18 protein-coding genes are annotated in these 17,317 nt (G+C 37.4%); 11 read left to right on the plus strand and 7 right to left on the minus strand.

Translation table 11 applies throughout. From position 1 onward, the window contains the following. From prmA to AC6EJA_RS08805, 4 genes are all read left to right on the plus strand, one after another. On the plus strand, positions 1-915 hold the full coding sequence (gene prmA / locus AC6EJA_RS08790; protein WP_498502284.1) for a 50S ribosomal protein L11 methyltransferase: 915 nt from the start codon (positions 1-3) through the stop codon (positions 913-915). 128 nt (positions 916-1,043) lie between these two features. Beyond that, positions 1,044-1,346 (plus strand): 2Fe-2S iron-sulfur cluster-binding protein, encoded by a 303-nt coding sequence (locus AC6EJA_RS08795; RefSeq protein ID WP_498502285.1) that lies wholly within the window; start codon positions 1,044-1,046, stop codon positions 1,344-1,346. Between the two features lie 106 nt (positions 1,347-1,452). Next, positions 1,453-1,827, plus strand: coding sequence for a DUF8632 family protein (locus tag AC6EJA_RS08800; RefSeq protein ID WP_498503582.1), 375 nt, complete (start codon positions 1,453-1,455; stop codon positions 1,825-1,827). Positions 1,828-1,927: 100 nt separating this feature from the next. After that, entirely contained in the window at positions 1,928-2,119 is a 192-nt protein-coding gene (locus tag AC6EJA_RS08805) for a hypothetical protein (protein WP_498502286.1), read from the plus strand. A 73-nt stretch (positions 2,120-2,192) separates the two neighbouring features. Here AC6EJA_RS08805 and AC6EJA_RS08810 read toward each other — a convergent pair whose 3' ends face one another. Further along, complete coding sequence (locus AC6EJA_RS08810; protein WP_498502287.1) at positions 2,193-2,747, minus strand: pentapeptide repeat-containing protein; 555 nt, start codon at positions 2,745-2,747, stop codon at positions 2,193-2,195. Positions 2,748-2,822: 75 nt separating this feature from the next. Then, on the minus strand, positions 2,823-3,779 hold the full coding sequence (locus AC6EJA_RS08815; protein WP_498502289.1) for a ribonuclease Z: 957 nt from the start codon (positions 3,777-3,779) through the stop codon (positions 2,823-2,825). Between the two features lie 164 nt (positions 3,780-3,943). Here AC6EJA_RS08815 and AC6EJA_RS08820 point away from each other — a divergent pair, with 164 nt between their 5' ends. Continuing rightward, complete coding sequence (locus AC6EJA_RS08820) at positions 3,944-5,107, plus strand: SpoIID/LytB domain-containing protein (protein WP_498502290.1); 1,164 nt, start codon at positions 3,944-3,946, stop codon at positions 5,105-5,107. Between the two features lie 8 nt (positions 5,108-5,115). On the opposite strand, the gene truB is transcribed toward AC6EJA_RS08820, so the two are convergent. After that, on the minus strand, positions 5,116-6,036 hold the full coding sequence (gene truB / locus AC6EJA_RS08825) for a tRNA pseudouridine(55) synthase TruB (RefSeq protein ID WP_498502291.1): 921 nt from the start codon (positions 6,034-6,036) through the stop codon (positions 5,116-5,118). Between the two features lie 100 nt (positions 6,037-6,136). On the opposite strand from truB, the gene AC6EJA_RS08830 reads away from it, so the two are divergent. Continuing rightward, entirely contained in the window at positions 6,137-6,880 is a 744-nt protein-coding gene (locus AC6EJA_RS08830) for a class I SAM-dependent methyltransferase (protein WP_498502292.1), read from the plus strand. A gap of 29 nt (positions 6,881-6,909) precedes the next feature. On the opposite strand, the gene rpmA is transcribed toward AC6EJA_RS08830, so the two are convergent. After that, positions 6,910-7,170 carry a 50S ribosomal protein L27 gene (gene rpmA / locus AC6EJA_RS08835; protein WP_498502293.1) on the minus strand — a complete coding sequence of 87 codons (261 nt, stop codon included), beginning with the start codon at positions 7,168-7,170 and terminating at the stop codon, positions 6,910-6,912. Positions 7,171-7,226: 56 nt separating this feature from the next. Continuing rightward, positions 7,227-7,643: a 50S ribosomal protein L21 gene (rplU, locus tag AC6EJA_RS08840; protein WP_498502294.1), complete on the minus strand. Its 417-nt coding sequence runs from the start codon at positions 7,641-7,643 to the stop codon at positions 7,227-7,229. Between the two features lie 166 nt (positions 7,644-7,809). Here rplU and kaiB point away from each other — a divergent pair, with 166 nt between their 5' ends. Both kaiB and kaiC read left to right on the plus strand, forming a co-directional pair. Further along, positions 7,810-8,163: a circadian clock protein KaiB gene (gene kaiB / locus AC6EJA_RS08845; RefSeq protein WP_498502295.1), complete on the plus strand. Its 354-nt coding sequence runs from the start codon at positions 7,810-7,812 to the stop codon at positions 8,161-8,163. Between the two features lie 98 nt (positions 8,164-8,261). Further along, entirely contained in the window at positions 8,262-9,758 is a 1,497-nt protein-coding gene (gene kaiC, locus AC6EJA_RS08850; RefSeq protein WP_498503583.1) for a circadian clock protein KaiC, read from the plus strand. A gap of 31 nt (positions 9,759-9,789) precedes the next feature. Here kaiC and AC6EJA_RS08855 read toward each other — a convergent pair whose 3' ends face one another. Together AC6EJA_RS08855 and purD are read right to left on the minus strand one after the other, a co-directional pair. Continuing rightward, positions 9,790-11,832 carry a HAMP domain-containing sensor histidine kinase gene (locus AC6EJA_RS08855; protein ID WP_498502296.1) on the minus strand — a complete coding sequence of 681 codons (2,043 nt, stop codon included), beginning with the start codon at positions 11,830-11,832 and terminating at the stop codon, positions 9,790-9,792. 5 nt (positions 11,833-11,837) lie between these two features. After that, positions 11,838-13,178, minus strand: coding sequence for a phosphoribosylamine--glycine ligase (purD, locus tag AC6EJA_RS08860; protein WP_498502297.1), 1,341 nt, complete (start codon positions 13,176-13,178; stop codon positions 11,838-11,840). Positions 13,179-13,366: 188 nt separating this feature from the next. Here purD and purC point away from each other — a divergent pair, with 188 nt between their 5' ends. The 3 genes from purC to lpxC are packed head-to-tail and all read left to right on the plus strand — an operon-like array spanning position 13,367 to position 17,305. Then, positions 13,367-14,134 (plus strand): phosphoribosylaminoimidazolesuccinocarboxamide synthase, encoded by a 768-nt coding sequence (purC, locus tag AC6EJA_RS08865; protein ID WP_498502298.1) that lies wholly within the window; start codon positions 13,367-13,369, stop codon positions 14,132-14,134. A 31-nt stretch (positions 14,135-14,165) separates the two neighbouring features. Beyond that, positions 14,166-16,460 carry a BamA/OMP85 family outer membrane protein gene (locus AC6EJA_RS08870; protein ID WP_498502299.1) on the plus strand — a complete coding sequence of 765 codons (2,295 nt, stop codon included), beginning with the start codon at positions 14,166-14,168 and terminating at the stop codon, positions 16,458-16,460. Then, entirely contained in the window at positions 16,460-17,305 is an 846-nt protein-coding gene (gene lpxC, locus AC6EJA_RS08875) for a UDP-3-O-acyl-N-acetylglucosamine deacetylase (RefSeq protein WP_498502300.1), read from the plus strand. The genes AC6EJA_RS08870 and lpxC overlap by 1 nt, the downstream gene beginning before the upstream one ends. Positions 17,306-17,317: the final 12 nt, after the last annotated feature.

Consider the following 17,317-nt stretch of genomic DNA (forward strand, 5'->3'; position numbering starts at 1 on the left):
ATGTCTGAGGAAAAGGGGCTTTGGTCTTGCGAAATTGATATTCCCTGGGAGTTGGAGGATTCAATCATTTGGAAATTAAAAAGTCTAAAGATTAAACATTTTGCATTTGAATCAAGCCCAGAAGAAAATTATCTTCAGAAACTTACAATATGGCTGCATCCCAAAGAGTGCTCAGTTCGAGAAAAAGAGAATTTATGGATTGAATTGGAACCATTGGGGAAAGTATTTGGAGTTCAGCTGAATTTGCCAAAATGGACAAAAATTCAAGAATTAGACTGGAATCTTGAATGGAAGAAAAAGTGGAATCCAAATCCAGTAGGTAAAAATTTTCTAGTTCTACCAGCCTGGATTGATTTAATACCCGAGGAATACAAATCAAAACAAATAATAAGAATTGATCCTGGCTGCGCTTTTGGAACAGGTTCTCATCAATCCACACAACTTTGTTTAGAGGCAATGGAGGAAATTGTCCTCAAAAACTTGTCTGTTGTTGATTTGGGTTGTGGAAGTGGAATTTTATCTATTGCAGCGCTTTCTCTTCAAGCAAAAACGATTTGTGCTGCGGACATAGATCCCTTTGCTGTTCAATCCACCTTAAATAACCTTAAATTAAACAATTTTAATGAACACTCCTATAGCGTTATTGATGGCTCAATTGTTGAACTCAATTCAAAGTTAAAAAAAAATTCAACAGACTTGCTTCTTTGTAATATTTTGGCATCGGAAATAAAAAATTTAGCTTGGGGCTTCGATTCTCTTCTATCGAGAAATGGAAAAGCGCTTTTAAGTGGATTGCTTGCTGAACAGATTCCTGACTTGACAATGACTCTTAATCACTATGGATGGACAGTATCAGAGATTCATAAGAAAAATTCTTGGGCAATGCTTGAGATTATTAGAGATGGTATTGAATAAAAAAAAAATATCAATACAATCAAAAAATCAATCTCAATTACTCTTGATACTCAGCTTAAGAACTGTCCTTTGGTTCGTAAGCCTTTTGTTTTAAGAAAATTGAAACAAGCCCTATCTTAATTTGGCTAATGAAATCAACTTTCAAAGTGACATTTTTAAATGAGGCAGAAGAGCTGAATGAGACATTAGAAATACCTGATGATGAGTATATTCTTGATGCTATTCAAGAGAGTGAAATAAAGCTTCCCTATTCTTGTAGAGCGGGTGCTTGCTCATCATGTGTTGGGAAAGTGCTCTCAGGCTCAGTTGAGCAACCAGATCAAAGTTTTTTGGACTCTAAACAACTGGAACAAGGATATATTTTGATGTGTGTTGCTTATCCAACTTCCGATTGTGTTATTTCTACGCATCTTGAAGAACAACTCTATTAGGCCAATTTTTTAAAATATTACTTCTTAGTTGCCAAATCGAAGTTTCTTGGCCAATGTCATAGAACTTCTTGATTACTTTTTATCAGGAGCTTTTTTGGGAGTCAAAATGCTAGGCGCTAAAAATATTAATCTTCTTGACCATGGAACTATTCACGTCAGTAATGGTGGGCAATATTCTTTTCGCGTTGTTGGGCCCTGCTGTAGGCTTTTTGATCGAGAAGAATTGCCTTGGCCATGTTGCAGACTGTCTTGGAAGAGTAAGGAGCCCAGCTGGAGGAGGATTGGGAATAGGTTTGTCCCTGATATTGCAGCAAGAAAATCACCATCATATTCAGTTGAAATTCTTCAGCCTGGGAATAAGCCAGTTAAGACAGTTCTGACCTTATTCCCTGACAAGTTTGATTCTTCTGTTCAAGAATGGTGGTACAGCAGGCACCCAAGATCACGAATTCCCGAAAACACCAATTTCCCAACGCCTTGATAACAATTTTTCAAATTAGAATTTGAAAAGCATTACAAAGCTTTTTTGAATGAAGCCTAATTAGAGAATGCCGGATAACCTAAGAAAAAATTTTTTAGGCATGAATTTCGACTATCACGCAGTTGCTGCTGCTTCCTCTGCTGCCATTCCTTTAGCTGCTGGTGCGGCTGGTGTTAGTTACTTCGTAATGCGCTCAAAAGGAGTTGGCTTTGGAACCGCACATTTATTAGTTGGAGTCCCTGTATTTATAGTAGGTGCTGCTTCAGCAGCTTTTTTTCTCATAACTAAATAAATCCCAACCAGAAAAAAATCAGCATAAAAAAAGGCCATTTCTGGCCTTTTTTTATGCCAAGTGATTTGGTTATTTATCCTCTCCCAGGATTGAAAGAGTTTTTACCTTCGGAAGGAGGAACATAATTTGCTCCCAAGGAATCACACTTTAGAGACTCAGCAGTTTTACCTGTTGCTGTTTTGCATAGTGTCTTAGTTGAACTTTTATCAAGAACTGCATCTGTAAAGTCTGCTCCATCAATGGTTGCACCATCGAAAACATTCTTGAGAAGTTCAGCCCCTGTGAAATTTGCATTTGACAGATTTGCATTGTCAAATCGAGAAGCGTAAGCAATCACATTGGTCATGTTTGCGCCTGTCAAATCAGCATTTTTGAGGCTTGCAACACTGAAATAAGAACCGGATAGATCAGCGTCTCCAAGATCTTTTCCAGACAGATCGTATTTTACGTATTCTGTATTTTGAAGATTTTGTCCATGGAGACTAGTATCAAGTGTATCTACAGATGATGGATCACTTGGATACAGAGCATTTGTTGAGATGGGACTGATAATTAATCCCACCACTACAGGTAACAAGATTAATAGTCTTGTTATGGATCTTTTCAAGGAAGAAAATAGAGAGGCCATTTAAAACGCCAGCGGTTTACTGAAACACCAAACGGAACTATTGTTTCATGGGCTGGGATATCCAACCACAACGGATCACGAACTGTTGCAGCTTTTTTTTACATCTATTTGAAGAAAGTCTTTTGCCAGAAGGGTATTGGGAAAAATTGCTTTTGCTTCATTAAGCAGGTCATTGGGAGTTATTACATTATTTGGTGCATATCGAGGACTGAAATGAGTCAAAATTAGTTGTCCTACATGTGCTCCTAGTGCAGTTTGCGCTGCCATTGTGCTTGTTGAATGAGCTTTTTGGTATGCCATATCAGCATCGTTATGAGCAAAAGTGGATTCATGAACAAGAAGGTCTGTTCCCATTGAGAATTCAACAGCTTTTTCTGAAAACATTGTGTCTGTGCAATAAACCATGCTCAGACCGCTTTTTGGAGCCCCGGTGAAATCTTTCCCTTGAAAAGTTCTCCCATCAGGTAGGGAAATATTTTCTCCTCTTTTTAAAGCTGCATAAACTGGTCCAGGTGGAATTTTGAGTTCTTGAGCTTTTTTGAGGTCAAATTTGCCTGTCTTTGCTTTTTGGTCTATGCGGTATGCAAAAGCTGGAATTCTGTGCTTTAAGGGAGCACAACTTACAGAAATATCTTTATCGTCAATTAAAGAAGAATCACCAAAGGCGAATTCTTCTACTGCATGTATGCGTAATGGATAGCCTATTTTACAGGAACTATTTTTAAAGACCCCTTGTAAAAAATCATTTAATGGGGAAGGACCATAAATGTCTATGCCATTGCTTTTACCAGCAAGTCCCAAACTCGCCAGAAGACCAGGAAGTCCATAAATATGATCACCATGCATGTGAGTAATAAATATCCGCCTTAGTTGGGATAATCGAAGACTGCTGCGCATGAATTGGTGTTGAGTTCCCTCTCCACAATCGAATAACCATAATTCAGAACGTTGAGGCAATCTCAGCGCCATCGCTGATACATTGCGAGCCCGTGTGGGTACTCCAGAACTTGTGCCAAGAAAAGTTACCTGCAACTTCTTTCTCTCTGTTGGTTAATTCAGATGTTTATAATTTTGGCAGTGGTTTTGCATATGTCTTACCGCCAAAATAAAGTTTGAACATTAAGAGTTCTATTTTGGTTAGAAGGCAAAGTTTTATTTTTGTTTTTTTACTTAGCCTGGGAACTACCTGGAGTTTAGTGCCTTGTCTGGTCCATGCAGGCAATGAACCAATAATGAGAGTTTTAATTGACGAATCAAAAAAAGTTAGATTCAGGTCAGATGGGAAGATACCACTCTCAGTAAGTGGTTTGAGTTATGTTAGGAAGAGAGCTAATGCTATTGAATTAAAAGCATCAAATAATAAAATTTTATGGAAAATTGATAAAGATACCTGGAGAAGTATTCCTTCAAGTAGCTTAATTAAAGTTTCAACTACAGATCCAAGAGGTATCTGGTTAGGCAAAAGAAGATATGCCGGTAATATAAAAATCAGTCATAATAAAGAAAACTTAATTGTTGTAAATCATTTGGGTATTGAGAGATATTTGGTAAGTGTTGTGGGTGCTGAGATGCCAAAGAGCTGGCCTCAAGCTGCTCTTAAGGCGCAGGCCGTAGCAGCGCGAACTTATGCATTAAAAAGGTTTGGAAAAAAAGAAATTTTTGATATTAATTCTACAGAATCTAGTCAGGTTTATCTTGGATTGGAGTCAGAGACAAAAAGTACTAAGAGAGCAGTAAAAAGTACTAGATCATTAGTGATTAAATATAAAGGGAAATTGATTAGTGCAGTCTTTCATAGTAGTTCAGGGGGACAGACAGAAGCAAGTGGATCTGTTTGGAAATATCAACTACCTTACTTAAAAAGTGTTCCTGACTATGATAATCATAGCCCAAAATATAGATGGAAAAAAAAATTTGAAACTGAACAATTGAAAATAATTTTCCCTCAAACTGGAGGTGTTCAAAATATACAAATAATAAATAAAAGTAAAACAGGTCGAGTCTTAAATGCCAAAGTTTATGGACCAAAAGGATATGTATATCAGACAGGGAGACAATTAAGAGAGCGATTAGGACTTAAAAGCACACTTGTTCGGTTTAAAATGGTCTCTACACAAGACTCTTCGAATAATTTAAAGGAAAAAGTAAGGCAAAAAGATATTAATAATAAATATACCGAAAATAATGGTTTATCTCTACCAAAAGCTAGAGAAAATTATGACTTAATTGTCAATGGAAATGGTGCTGGACATGGAGTTGGGTTAAGTCAATGGGGTGCAAATGGCTTGGCAAAAAGAGGAGCTAACTTTAAGCAAATTATTTATCATTATTATTCTGGCGTAAAAATTAGACCCTATTGATTTAATTCTTAGCCAATAGCATTAAATACAATTTTTGGCTTAATTGTATCAGCACTAAGAATTTCACCAATTCCCATAACCTCACAATTATTGTAAAGCAATATAAATTCATCATTATTAGCTAAATATTCCTCTGATGGGTTTTTAACTTGTTCCTGATTAAATTTAATTTTTTTGCCCATTCTCCATGAAGATATTGTCTTATTATTATCAATACTTATTTTTTTGATATTACTCAATTTGTCAATAGGATTTATTAAATCTGGAATTTTTTGGCAATATGGATCAAATTTTGGTAACGGAATTGAATCTTTCTCTTTGAAACCAAGGGCTGCTATTCGTCTCATTTCAAGTAAGCATCCACCACTTTTAAGTTCATTACCAATGTCTCTTGCTAGAGAGCGTATATATGTGCCCGATGAGCACTCTATTGTAATTGACAATCTCCCAAAATTATCATCCCAATTTAAAAGATCAATACTATTAATTTCAATTATTCTTTCTTCCATATCAAATTTTTCCCCTCTTCTAAATCTCTTATAAGCTCTCTCCCCATTGATATGAACGCTTGATACTAACGGGGGTTTTTGTTTGATCTTACCAACAAACTTATTGAGAATTTTTTCTAGAAAATATTTATCAATTTTTGGACATTCTTTTTTCTTAATTATCTCTCCAAAAATATCATCTGTTGTTGTTTCAATTCCCAATTGAATAATAGCTGAATAAGTTTTTGTTTTTGGTAAATATTGTAAAAGTCTTGTTGCATTACCTATTGCTATTGGAAGAACGCCAGTGACAGCGGGATCTAATGTTCCACCATGCCCGATACGCTTGGTTTTGAAAATTTTTCGGAGAGTATTAACACAATCGTGGGAAGTCAGTCCTGCAGGCTTGTCAACGCTTAAAAAGCCAAAAGGTACGGGCATTATATAAGTCTCCTAATTGATCTATTGAAATGCACATCACTTGAACCATACTTGAGTATGTGAACTTGGGTTTTAAAATTTTTCATAAACAATAACCGTAATGCATAAATTGAATCTTGGGGTAGATGATTTTTTGAAGTCAGGATTTGACTTAAGAATGCATCTGTGTGAATTTTTAAAATTATCCTCGAAAGACTTAGAGGAGAAATTACCCAGGGGGATGGAAACACTTGCCAATATTCATCCTGGTTCATTAAAACCAGAAAACGCCAAAGACTTTTATGAAAAGAGTGTTGGTGATGCTCACTTAATTGACCTAGCTTCCTGGCATTTGAATAGCTGTGAATACATTGCTGATACTCTTCGTCTTCAAGAAATGTTTGCTGGAGGACAAGTCCTTGATTTTGGTGGTGGAATCGGCACTCATACACTTGCTTTGGCCGCATTGAAAACCGTTGATCATGTGTGGTTTGTAGATCTAAATCCCTTGCATCGAGAATTTGTTGAGGTAAGAGCTGCAGCCTTGGGCTTGGAGGGTAATATTTCCGTTCATAGAAGTTTAGAGGAGACTGACGATATCAGTTTTGATACTCTGGTTTGCTTAGACGTGCTCGAACACTTGCCAAATCCATCAGAGCAATTGTGTATATTTAATGAACGTATGAATGATGATTCTGTCGCTTTACTTAATTGGTATTTTTATAAAGGTCAAAGAGGTGAGTTCCCATTTCATTTTGATGATCCTAAAATGATTAACGAATTTTTTCTTACATTACAAGATAGATTTATAGAGATATTCCACCCTTATTTAATAACAACCAGAGCTTATAAATCTAGAAACTAGATATTTTATTAATAATCCAAATTATATATTTATACAGCAACATTGATTCTTTTTCTGTTGCGAAGATTTCTTTTAATACTCTCGAAATTTACAATTCCATCAGTCAAAGCAAAAAGCGTATCATCTTTACCCCTTCCTACATTTATGCCTGGAATAATGGATGTTCCTCTTTGGCGAATAAGTATTGAACCAGCAGTAACTTTTTCACCTCCATAAGCTTTAACTCCAAGTCGCTTGGAGTTCGAATCACGCCCATTTCGTGTTGAGCCTGTACCTTTTTTGTGTGCCATGTTCTATTTGAGATTGATTTATGAGTGAAATGTTGTTGATTCTACTTTACATCGTTCTAGGGGGTGTCGTTATTTTTAGTTTTTTGAGTTGCTTTAGGGGGAACTTTTGATTTTGTTCCGACGGAAATTTCCTCAACCATTACTCTGGTGAGTTCTTGCCTATGTCCATTTTTTCTTCTGGTCTTTTTCTTTGGGCGCATTTTATAGACGAGAATCTTAGGCCCTCTTCTGTGCTCCATGATTTTGAGGACCACACTAGCCCCTTTAATGTAGGGACGACCTATTTGAATTTCAGAATTTTCGCTGATAAGGAGCACTTTATCTAGGGTGATTTGCTCATTGACTTCACCATGAATTCTATCAAGGTCGTAATAACGTTTTGGCTGTAACCAAAATTGAGAGCCCGAGGTTTCAACTATGGCGTATTGATCAGAATTTTTCTCGACTTTATTCGAGGATGCTTTTGGAGTCATTGATTTAATTGACGCGGTTAGGCTCGTTTTAGTGTTTGATTTGTGTGAATCGATTCCTAAAAAACGATTAGGCCTAATTCGCAATCGAAAAACAAACTAACATCTTGGCCTTTTAAGCATATTTTAGTCAAGAATCTAGTTTGAATGAAATTTATGGAGAGTTATGATGGGACCCAGAAAAACATACATTCTTAAGCTTTACGTAGCAGGAAACACACCAAATTCCATGAGAGCTCTGAAAACTCTCAAAGAAATTCTAGAAACGGAATTCAGAGGAGTTTATGCACTGAAAGTTATTGATGTGCTAAAAAATCCGCAACTGGCTGAGGAGGATAAAATTCTTGCAACTCCTACTCTCGCAAAAATATTACCACCACCTGTGAGAAGGATAATAGGTGACTTGTCAGATAGGGAAAGGGTTTTGATTGGATTGGATCTACTTTATGATGAACTAAAGGAGGGGGAATTTACCTCTATTGAATCGTTTGCAGATGAGGACATCTCTCAAAGAGATTCTTAAGGTGACCTGAGATCCTAATGAATGTGTGCAATTTTCCTCTAGCTTTAAATCATAACTAAGGTCCCATGCAATCTTCAAGCAAATCAGCACCATCAAGCATGCAATTACAGAAGTTGCCAACGGGGATAGAGGGCTTTGATGATGTTTGCCATGGTGGACTTCCTAATGGAAGAAGCACTTTAGTTAGTGGAACTTCTGGAACAGGTAAAACAGTTTTCTCCCTTCAATATCTTCATCATGGAATTCTGCACTTTGATGAGCCTGGTATCTTCGTTACTTTTGAAGAATCTCCTTTAGACATAATCAATAATGCTGCAAGTTTTGGATGGGATTTACAGGAACTTATAGACCAGAATAAGTTGTTTATTCTTGATGCCTCTCCTGATCCTGATGGTCAAGATGTTGCAGGTAGCTTCGATTTATCTGGCTTGATTGAAAGAATAAGTTATGCAATTAGAAAATACAAAGCCAAGAGAGTTGCCATAGATTCAATGACAGCTGTTTTTCAGCAATACGATGCAATCTACGTAGTTAGGCGAGAGATATTCAGGCTAATAGCACGTCTAAAAGAGATAGGGGTTACAACAGTCATGACTACTGAAAGAGTTGATGAGTACGGTCCTATTGCTAGATATGGTGTTGAAGAATTTGTCTCTGATAACGTAGTGATTTTGAGGAATGTATTAGAATCGGAAAGAAGAAGACGGACTGTTGAAATTTTAAAGCTTAGAGGCACAACACATATGAAAGGAGAATTTCCTTTTACGATGGGGGCAAACGGAATAAGTGTATTCCCATTGGGCGCAATGCGATTGACCCAAAGATCATCAAATGTACGAATAAGTTCTGGGGTCCCTGCGCTTGATGAGATGTGTGGCGGTGGTTATTTCCAAGATTCTATTATTTTGGCAACTGGTGCGACTGGAACAGGTAAAACAATGTTGGTCTCAAAGTTTATTGAGGATGCTTATCTTAATGATGAACGTGCGATCTTATTTGCATACGAAGAATCACGGGCACAATTATTGAGGAATGCCACTAGTTGGGGGATCGATTTTGAGAAGATGGAAGAAGATGGTCTTTTGAAAATTATTTGTGCTTACCCTGAATCAACCGGACTTGAAGATCACCTACAAATAATAAAAACAGAAATTACAAGTTTTAAGCCTTCTCGAATGGCCATTGATTCATTATCTGCGCTGGCTAGAGGTGTTAGCCTAAATGCCTTTAGACAATTTGTAATAGGTGTAACTGGTTATGCCAAGCAAGAGGAAATAGCTGGATTCTTTACCAATACTGCTGAGGAATTTATGGGAAGTCATTCAATAACTGATTCTCACATATCAACAATCACTGATACTATCTTACTTCTTCAATATGTAGAGATTCGAGGAGAAATGGCTAGAGCTGTCAATGTATTTAAGATGAGAGGATCATGGCATGACAAAAGAATTAGAGAATTCTTGATAACAAACGATGGACCTCAAATTAAAGATTCATTCTCTAATTTTGAGCAGATCTTCAGCGGAGCTCCACACAGGATTACATCAGAAGATCAAATACCTGGTGTTTTTAAAAGTATCGAAAAAAAGTAAACTAACTCGCCAATTTAATTCAATTTTTAATTTAATAATCGATATCCATATCCCAATCACGGCTTTTCTTTTGTGATTTTATAAATATCTCTTCCTCATCAGATTCCTCAAGAGGAAGTTCAAACCAAAAAGTTGTTCCAAGACCAGATTCGCTGGCCATAGATATTTTGCCACCTAGTTTCTCTACTATACCTCTGACAATTGATAGACCAAGCCCCGTTCCAACTTCAGTGTGCACTGCATTTTCAACTCTAAAAAACCTCTCAAAAATTCTTTGTTGATCAACTCCAGAAATACCGCAACCAGTATCAGCAATTTCTATTCTTAGGCTGGGCAGTGGCGAAACTAGATTACAGTGTGGAGCATTTGTTTCGGGTTCTAATGGAGCGGCCACGCAAGCATCTGGCCACGGATAAGCCTTGATTGAAATAATTCCACCTTCACTACTAAATTTTAGACTATTTCCCACTAAATTATCTAGTACTTGTAGCAATAGGTCCCAGTTACCTCTCACTAAGGGGAGACTATTATTGATGTCTAGTCTGATTTCAACATTTTTTTCATCTGCATTAAGCTTATAGTTTCTCATTGTTTGTTCAATAGCAGGACCAATATCAATTGATTCAAATTGAACTATGTTATTTGATTCAAGTTTTGAGAGGTCAAGAACATCATTGACAAGTCTTGTTAACCTATCGGTCTCAGAGTTTGCAATACCTAGAAATTCCTTTTGTTCGTCATTCGAAAGCTGGTCTCCTAGGTCATGTAATGTTTCAACATAACTTTTGATATTAAATAAAGGTGTTCTTAGTTCATGAGAAACATTGCTAATAAATCTTCTTTGAGCGGCGTTTAGTTCTACCTCTCTAGTTAGATCCTGAACTGTCACTGCGATACCTTTGAGAGTTTCACCGCTTGAATCCCTAACTGATTGGAGAACAATTCTGAATGTCCTGGGGGGTTCATCCAATGTGCAACGCAAATCATCACTATCCTCCATATTCCCCAGCAATGAGGAAATAGGCGCATGTAAATCGTTAGAGATTATTTCAGGAAGTAGGCTTAAAAATTCTTGTCCTTCAAGATCTCTCCCTTCCCAGCGGAACAGTCGACGGGCAGTTTGATTGACTAGTACAATTTTTCCTTGCTCATCTAATAGAATTGCACCATCTGCCATTGTCGCAATAAGTGATTGCTGCTTAACTTGCGCAGCCCTTAGTTCCTCAATATTTGCATTGTCGTAATCCTCAAGTTGTGATGCCATTGCATTGAAGCCATTCAATAATTCTCCTAGGTCACCACTAACTGGAAGTTTGATTCTTGATTTGAAATTTCCGTTTGCAATCTCTCTAACACCCTTTAAAAGTTCTCTTACTGGTCTAGTGATCGTAAGTGCATTAAAAACAGCTCCAATGATTACAAGTACCCAAATTGAGATAAAGACAGCAACGGTTATTTCTCTTGTAAGTGCAGCACTCTCAAGAGCATTTTTGTTTGGTGTTACGCCTAAAGCCAATGTTCCAATGTATTCTCCTTTCCAGAGCATTGGAACGAAAACATCTGTTACTTGTCCTTGAGGTGTGGTGTGCTGTCTTACTAAAGGAAATTGAGGGCGCTTTTTAAGCTCTGGTGGTATTTGTAATTTTCTTGTGAATTGAAGGTCTCCATCAACATCTTGTGGCGTTGCACTGACTGGTATCCCTAGGTTTACTGTTCCCTCAGGGTCTGTGAAAAAAATGTACCGAAGATTGCGACTAGATCTCCAAAACTTTTCAGCAACATTAAAAAGCTCCCTGTCTTGTCCCTTTGCAACAAGCTCAGTTACGTTTCCCGAGAGAAGAAGACCTAAATCCCTTGCATATCTAGTGTCGTTGAGACCCGCGTCTCTTTGTATGCTGTTAAGTGCAAAAAAGGTTGTAAGTGTCATTATAAAACTCACTCCCAATGTTGCTATTGCTAAAAGTTTTGATCTTAAATTAAATCCAGCCCACCACACGACAATCGCTATCCACCAATCTGGTTTTGGATCATTAATTTGATCTTCAGTAACTGAAATGCTTTTTGCTTCAGTCATAGAAGTTAGTTTGAAGAGGTTACTTGCGAGGAGTCACCACGTACTTGATGCCCGATATCTTTTCTGAAATTCATTCCTTTAAAGTCAATTTTTTTGATGCTTTCATAAGCTGAAGAAAATGCTTCATCAAAACTATTGCCTTGCGAGACTATAGAAATCACCCTTCCTCCGATAGTTGAAAGACCACCGTCACTGCTCATCTTAGTGCCTGAATGGAATATTTGTGTGTTTGAGCTCGGTTCCAGATCTATTCTGATGAGGTCTCCTTTTCTTGGTGATTCTGGATATCCATCTGCTGCTAGAACAACGCAGACACTAGCTAATTTACTAATTTCTAGTTTCATACCATTTTTAATATTTCCATGGGCGCATGCTTGAAGCACTAGTGCAAGGTTCCTTCCTAAAAGTGGTATGAGTACTTGACATTCCGGATCACCGAATCGGCAATTATATTCGATTACTTTTGGACCATTTTTTGTAAGCATTAATCCTGCATAAATTACGCCCCGATAATCTATTCCTTGTTTTTTTAATGCTTCAATCGTTGGGATGAGTATGGATTTTTTTATTTCATTAAGTTGTGCATCATTTACTAAAGGAGCGGGAGCATACGCACCCATGCCCCCAGTGTTGGGGCCAGCATCTCCCTCTTTCAATCTTTTGTGATCCTGAGCTGGAGGGAGGATTATCATTTCTTCCCCATCGCAAAGAGCGAATATCGAGACTTCTGGCCCACTAAGAATTTCCTCTAAAATTAATGTTTCTCCAGCTGATCCGAATTTGCCATCAAAAGCATCATGAATTGCTGATGCAGTTTCATGAATATTTTTTGGAACAGTTACTCCCTTTCCACCAGCTAATCCATTCGCTTTAACAACTAAAGGTTGATTGACTTTGTTTAAAACATTAATAGCCTCATCCTCACTTGAGACTGTCCAATGTTTAGCTGTAGGTATTCCAGAAATATTCATTAACTTTTTTGCCCAATCTTTGCTGGCCTCAAGCTGAGCCCCATCTTTATTAGGCCCAAATACAGGGATGTTTGCAGCTCTGAGAACATCGGCTAGTCCATCAGCTAATGGTCCCTCTGGGCCAATAACCACAAGGCCAATTTCTTCAGATATACAGAAATTTTTTAAAGATTCAAAATCTTTTTCATTAATGTCAGCAATTTCTACATTTTTAATTAGTCCACTACCACCATTGCCTGGGGCTATGAAAACTTTCTCCACCTCCTCGGACTGGCTTAGTCCCCAGCTCAAGGCATTCTCGCGACCCCCAGACCCCACTATTAGGATTTTCCTCAAAGTTGGTAGTTTGATTGTTGATTTACTTGTTGTGGACATGACAAGATTGAGGACCAAGAGAAGCGATCAAATGGTGTGCTTCTTTTTCATTATTAATAATTAATCATTTCTGTTCAGTTAGTTCAATAATTGTAGAATTTGTTTTGATTCATAACTCATTCATTTAAGAATTTAGACGTTCAGCTTTAATTTGACTAGTTTGCAATTCAAAAGCTTTTGAATTGCAAATGAAACCTAATTTTGGATCATTGATATATGAAGGTAAAGCTAAAAAGGTTTTTGACTCTGATCAGGAAAATAATGTCATTATCGAATTCAAGGATGACGCGACTGCTTTTAATGCAAAGAAAAAATCTACACTTGAGGGCAAGGGGTTTTTGAATTGTCAAATTTCAGCTTATCTTTTCTCTCTCCTGAGAGATAACTCAATCCCAACCCATTTCTTGGAGCTAACTGGTGACAGATTTATGCTGGCTCAAAAAATTGAAGTTATTCCACTTGAAATTGTTATTAGGAATGTTGCAACAGGCTCATTGATCCGAGAGACTCCGATAAAAGAAGGCACCAAATTAGAAACTCCTCTACTTGATATTTACTACAAGGATGACAATCTGAATGATCCTTTTTTATCAGAGGCGAGAATAAAGCTTTTAAAGATAGTTTCTGTAGAGCAGTATGGGGAAATCGAGAGACTTGCAAGAAAAGTTAATGAGATTCTCAAAAACTTTTTTGAAAGAATCGACTTAACTTTAGTCGACTTCAAATTGGAAATGGGCTTGAATTTTAAAGGAGAAATTGTTATTGCTGATGAAATAAGTCCAGACACCTGCAGGCTTTGGGACAAAAACGCAAGTAATGAGAATGACCGGATTCTTGATAAAGATCGCTTCCGAAAAAATCTTGGTGGAGTTGTTGAAGGATACGGGGAGATTCTTAAACGTATACAATGGTGTATAAATAAAGCATCAACGACAAGTAAGGTCAGCGAGTATTAAAAAAACCTTTTAGAGCAACTGTAAAAGTTTTATGGCAAGGAATTCTCAAAGAGGTCCCTTTAGAGAGGGTAAAAAAACAAGGGTTTTTGGTATCGCCCTTCTAATCCCCCTCGTTTCAGCTGTTTATCCACTTGGTGCAGCATCCAGAAAAAGCAATTTTATTGCTGAGGATCAGAACTCCAGAAGGCTGCTTCAGTTTTCTCCCTTAAATGATCAAATTGGCCATGGCGATAAAAGTAATTTATTAACTGAAATCAGGAATTCTGTTGATAAAGAATTTAAACTACTCGCAAATAAATCTCTAGATCAAAATAAAAAAGAGTTATTCCTTATAGCAGAAGTTGTTATTAAAGGACTTGATAATCACCCTGATCAGAAGCGTTTAAAGTATGCTGCTTATGATGCTATGAAGATACGACCTGGCAGTAAAGTTACAAAAGAAGAGGTTAAAAGAGATTTAGAGGCTATATATTCATCAGGATGGTTCTCTGGAGTTACTATTGATCCTATTGATACTCCATTGGGAATAGGATTAGTTGTAAATGTACAGCCTAACCCTCTATTAACAAAAGTTTTAATTTCTCCGATTGGGGCGAAATTAAAATCCAAAGATATAAATAAAATTTTTTATAATGATTATAAAAAAACATTAAATTTGAATGTTCTTCAATTGAGAATAAAAGAAATAAAGAAATGGTATGTTGATCAAGGCTTCTCACTTGCAAGAGTATCTGGACCTAGCAGAATATCTCCGGAGGGAGTTGTTGAATTAAAGATTCAAGAAGGTATTGTTGATGGAATTGAAATAACTTTTATAAATGATGATGGAGAGACTGAATATGATGATGGAAGGAAAGTAAAAGGAAAAACTAGAAAATGGGTTATTGAAAGAGAATTATCAACAAAACCAGGTGATGTATTTAATAGGAATAAACTAGAAAAAGATATTAAAAGACTTTACGCGACATCTTTATTTAATGATTTAAAAGTAACACTGAAACCAGTACCTGGAGAAGCAGGTAGAGTCTTAATCACTTTGGGCGTTACTGAGCAAAGAACTGGTACTCTTACTGGTGGAATTGGTTACAGCGGAGCTCAGGGCGTCTTTGGGCAAGGTGGATTACAAGAAAGTAATTTTCTTGGAAGATCTTGGAAGGCAAATTTCAATCTGAGTTACGGAGAATTTGGTGGATTACTAAATCTATCTCTTACTGATCCTTGGATTAAAGGAGATAAATATCGAACATCTTTGAGAACTTCATTGTTCGCCAGTAGAGAGGTCCCAACGGAATTAAGGAGTAATAAATCTGGACATATAACAGGAGTAAGTGATAGGTACGAACCACCAAATTCCTATACAACCGCTTATAGTATTGCGTCTACAATCCCAACAGGCATCTCATATTCATCAGTTGATTTAGCCAAAGCTGGAAAAAGCGACGTTAGTTGGTTTGACAACAAGGGTGATTCGATAGTTCTGCAAAGGACAGGCGGAGCTTTTTCTTTTGCAAGGCCACTCAATGGTGGGGACCCTTTTAAGAGATCTTCTTGGACATTATTGACAGGAATGAACTTCCAAAAGGTAGAGCCAGTTGATTATGCGGGCAGCAAAAGACCTTACGGAGTTGTGTCTACTGATATCGTAAATAATACGGTGGGCAAGGAAAGCATTATTTGTGTTGCATACAATTGTGCTGATGAAAATACATTGGTAAGTTTTAAAGTTGGATCCACATACAACAATTTGAATGATCAAAGGAACCCTACGTCCGGAGATTTTTTATCACTTACCACTGATCAATATGTTTCTGTAGGAAATAATTCACCAACTTTTAATAGAGCAAGATTGGGGTATTCATATTTTGTCCCGCTTAACCTGATAAAACTTCATAAGGGTTGTAGGCCTAAAAGGGGAGAAAAGTTAGATTGTTCTCAAACTATTGGATTTCAGCTAAAGACCGGGACGATAATTGGTGACTTGCCTCCTTATGAAGCCTTTTGCTTAGGCGGATCAAGTTCAGTACGAGGGTGGGGTCAGTGTAATCTTGGCGTAAGTAGAAGCTTTGGAGAAGCCTCTGTTGAATATAGATATCCCATTTGGAGGAGAATATCCGGTGCTCTGTTTGTTGATGCTGGATCTGATTTTGGCTCTCAATCTAAAGTCCCTGGAAAACCAGGGGAATTGCTTGACAAGCCAGGAGCTGGGTTTTCGCTGGGTACTGGATTTGTAGTTAACACTCCTGTTGGACCTCTTAGGCTAGAAGCTGCAAGTAAAGATTTTGGAGATGATTGGAGGTACAACCTTGGAGTAGGTTGGAAGTTCTAGTGGACAGCTGGCCACGCGACTATCAAGGGGCCTGGACTCTTTCTAAAGCTTTTGAGAGAGAGGGTATTGGATTACATAATGGAAAATTTTCACGAGTTCGAGTTTCGCCAAGTTCCAAACCTGGAATCAATTTTTCATGGAAAGGGCAAACTGAACCTCCCGTTCAATTAAAAATTGAACATGTTAGAGAATCTTCTCTTTGTACCAAATTGGAATTAGGTGATAAAAGTGTCCTGACAGTTGAGCATCTTTTTGCAGCTTTAATTGGTTGCGGGCTTACTCATATTCATGTCGAACTTTCAGGAGAAGAAATTCCTTTGCTTGATGGATCTGCTATCTGTTGGGTTGATGAAATTAAAAAGGTAGGAATAGTTAAAGCAAAAACATCGCGAAAAGCTGAACTGAAATTAGAGACCCCAATTTTGATAAATAGAGGATTAAGTGTTATTCATGCAATACCATGCGAGTCTTTTAGAGTAGTTGGGTTGATAGATTTTCCATATGAAGCTATTGGGCAACAGATCTTTGCTGTCAATCTCAGTCCACATAATTTTGTAAAAGAAATTGCCCCAGCTCGAACCTTTGGTTTTGTTGATCAGATAGAAACCCTCAAAAAAGCAGGCCTAATCAAAGGGGGAGATCTTCAAAATGCTCTTGTTTGTAATGGCAAATCTTGGCTAAATCCACCTTTGAGATTCAAAGATGAGCCAGTTCGTCATAAGATTTTAGATCTAATAGGTGATCTAGCATTAGTTGGACTGCCTAAAGCCCAAATTTTAGTTTACCGAGGCTCTCATGCACTACATGCTGAAATGGCTGCGGCACTTCTTAAACAATGTATTTAGGATTGATTAATT

The organism is Prochlorococcus sp. MIT2309, from assembly GCF_059772305.1.

Excerpts from the sequence above, each read along its gene's own strand:
- prmA (WP_498502284.1), top strand. The coding sequence starts at position 1 with ATGTCTGAGGAAAAGGGGCTTTGGTCTTGCGAAATTGATATTCCCTGG.
- AC6EJA_RS08795 (WP_498502285.1), top strand. The coding sequence starts at position 1,044 with ATGAAATCAACTTTCAAAGTGACATTTTTAAATGAGGCAGAAGAGCTG.
- AC6EJA_RS08800 (WP_498503582.1), top strand. The coding sequence starts at position 1,453 with ATGCTAGGCGCTAAAAATATTAATCTTCTTGACCATGGAACTATTCAC.
- AC6EJA_RS08805 (WP_498502286.1), top strand. The coding sequence starts at position 1,928 with ATGAATTTCGACTATCACGCAGTTGCTGCTGCTTCCTCTGCTGCCATT.
- AC6EJA_RS08810 (WP_498502287.1), bottom strand. The coding sequence starts at position 2,747 with ATGGCCTCTCTATTTTCTTCCTTGAAAAGATCCATAACAAGACTATTA.
- truB (WP_498502291.1), bottom strand. The coding sequence starts at position 6,036 with ATGCCCGTACCTTTTGGCTTTTTAAGCGTTGACAAGCCTGCAGGACTG.
- AC6EJA_RS08830 (WP_498502292.1), top strand. The coding sequence starts at position 6,137 with ATGCATAAATTGAATCTTGGGGTAGATGATTTTTTGAAGTCAGGATTT.
- rpmA (WP_498502293.1), bottom strand. The coding sequence starts at position 7,170 with ATGGCACACAAAAAAGGTACAGGCTCAACACGAAATGGGCGTGATTCG.
- rplU (WP_498502294.1), bottom strand. The coding sequence starts at position 7,643 with ATGACTCCAAAAGCATCCTCGAATAAAGTCGAGAAAAATTCTGATCAA.
- kaiB (WP_498502295.1), top strand. The coding sequence starts at position 7,810 with ATGGGACCCAGAAAAACATACATTCTTAAGCTTTACGTAGCAGGAAAC.
- kaiC (WP_498503583.1), top strand. The coding sequence starts at position 8,262 with ATGCAATTACAGAAGTTGCCAACGGGGATAGAGGGCTTTGATGATGTT.
- AC6EJA_RS08855 (WP_498502296.1), bottom strand. The coding sequence starts at position 11,832 with ATGACTGAAGCAAAAAGCATTTCAGTTACTGAAGATCAAATTAATGAT.
- purD (WP_498502297.1), bottom strand. The coding sequence starts at position 13,178 with ATGTCCACAACAAGTAAATCAACAATCAAACTACCAACTTTGAGGAAA.
- purC (WP_498502298.1), top strand. The coding sequence starts at position 13,367 with ATGAAACCTAATTTTGGATCATTGATATATGAAGGTAAAGCTAAAAAG.
- AC6EJA_RS08870 (WP_498502299.1), top strand. The coding sequence starts at position 14,166 with ATGGCAAGGAATTCTCAAAGAGGTCCCTTTAGAGAGGGTAAAAAAACA.